Genomic DNA, 756 nt, shown 5'->3' on the forward strand with positions numbered 1-756 from the left:
CGCCCGTCTGTTCAAAGAGGTCTTTTGAATGGATACTCCCGCACGCATAAACCTGACAACTTTTTCCAGTCCCCATATTCTTGTAAAATCATATAGCCAGGCTGATGACGGTACCCTGAAGAAGGTCTCTCCCGACAGAGTTGGCTTTGGGACCGCTGAGACCCTGCATATCTTCCCCGCACAGCTCCCGGATGTTCTCCAGGGTCTTTCTACTCACCAGAGTCTGATTCATGGGACTGCAGGAGACGGGATTCGAAAAATTGTACCGGATAGATACCGCAAGGGAACGCAGACCAGCAGGACGAAAAAGTTTTTCAGTTATCCCGACGGCCCCGGGCTTGGCATGTTGGATCACGACCCGGAGAGTACCGGCTGGACGGGATCACCGGACGAACTTCGCGCTCTGATCTGTTCCTTGATGCCTTCTTTTGCCGATGCGGCCACCGTCTCTAAATTCTCAGCCAGTGCCAATATATATTCAGGCGATACGCTGCTCTCGACACCCTCACCGGGATACCACCTTTATTTTTTTCCCCTGAACGCTGCGGATCTCCCACGGTTTGGCCGGGTACTCTTCGACCGTCTGGTCCTGGCCGGTAAATGTTACGGTAAGGTCTCGAAAAATCACGGGATGTTGTTGAAAAGAGGCCCTGTTGATGCGATGGTATTCAGCCCTGAACGCGTGGATTATTCTGCACCTGCTCTCATGGGCAAAGGTCTGCACCAGCTCCCTCAGCGTCCAGTATTCACCCCCGG

General features: G+C 53.3%; 1 pseudogene. It reads left to right on the plus strand.

Annotation, left to right across the window (positions count from 1 at the left end):
* Positions 1 to 28: 28 nt before the first annotated feature.
* Positions 29 to 756: pseudogene (locus tag JWG39_RS16050) on the plus strand (hypothetical protein); the annotation flags it as partial.

This window comes from Desulforhopalus vacuolatus, assembly GCF_016918505.1.
GTDB lineage: Bacteria > Desulfobacterota > Desulfobulbia > Desulfobulbales > Desulfocapsaceae > Desulforhopalus > Desulforhopalus vacuolatus.